The 1,222-nt window shown below is 55.6% G+C and carries 2 protein-coding genes; both read left to right on the forward strand.

Annotated features, from left to right (window positions below; all coding sequences use genetic code 11):
- A partial coding sequence (locus ACW9UQ_RS18615) for a hypothetical protein (RefSeq protein ID WP_458932480.1) occupies window positions 1–181 on the forward strand: 181 nt, incomplete at its 5' end.
- Between the two features lie 29 nt (window positions 182–210).
- Window positions 211–840, forward strand: coding sequence for a LysE family translocator (locus ACW9UQ_RS18620; RefSeq protein ID WP_458932481.1), 630 nt, complete (start codon window positions 211–213; stop codon window positions 838–840).
- Window positions 841–1,222: the final 382 nt, after the last annotated feature.

Here is a 1,222-nt window from a genome sequence, read left to right on the forward strand (position 1 = left end):
ATCGCAAAACCCGCAGGTCTATCAGGTGGAAATCAACAGCTGCCACAAGCGCCAGTGCCGCGCGAGCGGCTTCGTCCATGAGCCCTCTTTGAACGATGCTGCATCGCGTGCGAATGGCGTTTCTGTCGGAACGCGCGGTACGAAAGCGCTTCCAAATCATGTGGATTTTCGTTCAATGTGAGACTGCGGTGCACGGGAGGAGACCAACCAATGCCAATTGAAACCTGGACACTGTATGTTTTGACGGTTCTGGCGTTGATGAGTACGCCAGGACCAAGTCAGTTGTTGATGCTCACCAATAGTGGTGTTCACGGCTTCAGGCGCTCGCTATCGACCGCTGCAGGTGACCTTTCAGCAAACACCTTGCAGATTCTGGCGGCGGGTCTGGGACTAGCCGCTATTATCGCGGCCTCTGCGACAGCCCTTACCGTCATCAAGTGGGCGGGCGTTGCATATCTGATCTGGTTGGGTATCCGCATGATAAAACGAGCGAAACCTGATGACACAGGGGAGCTTGCCGACCGGAAGAGAGCTACTCTGCAAACCCTTTGGCTACAAGGCTTCCTGACGTCCGCTGCGAACCCGAAAGCTGTCGTTTTTTTCGCGGCACTCTTCCCGCAATTCATTGCAAGCGAAGCCGCTTTCTGGCCGCAGTTCCTGATATTGTCCGCAACTTACATCGCCATGGACGGGCTCTTTCTGTCTGCCTATGGGCTGGGGTCGAGTTGGATAGTCAAACGGTTCAAGGGCAGCGCACGTGTCTGGATCGAACGGATCGGCGGGGGCTTCATGATTGGCGCAGCATTGCTTCTAGGATTGAAGTCAATCTCGCGTCAATGAGCAAAAGCTGACATTCGTCAGAATTCCTGCAACGGCGGCTTAGTCTAAGATTTTTTGATGCGGGCCAGTGCGTTAGGGTTGTGTCGGGCGTTCTGGCCCGCGTTGACAAATCTGACAAGGTGGAAGCCGCGGGATGTCAGTGCCGGGCTATGGGGAAAGCGCAGGTCCCGGTCCCTGATATCGGTTAGAGTTTCGCGGATTTTTCCAAGTTTGGAGGCGTAGCGTCGTGGTCTTGGGCATGGGGTTGGTCGCGTTTATCGGCCTTGACCTGCCCCCCGAGGCTCCCTCATTCATAACGAGAGTCTGCGGGTCTGGTTTTCATATTCGTTGGTTTCGTTTTGGGCAAGCGCGCCGGGCGCGGAGCCCTCAAATTGCTCAAGCG

The organism is Halovulum sp. GXIMD14793 (assembly GCF_054457435.1).

Bases quoted from the DNA above. Each gene is read 5' to 3' on its own strand.
- ACW9UQ_RS18620 (WP_458932481.1), top strand. From the start codon at position 211: ATGCCAATTGAAACCTGGACACTGTATGTTTTGACGGTTCTGGCGTTG.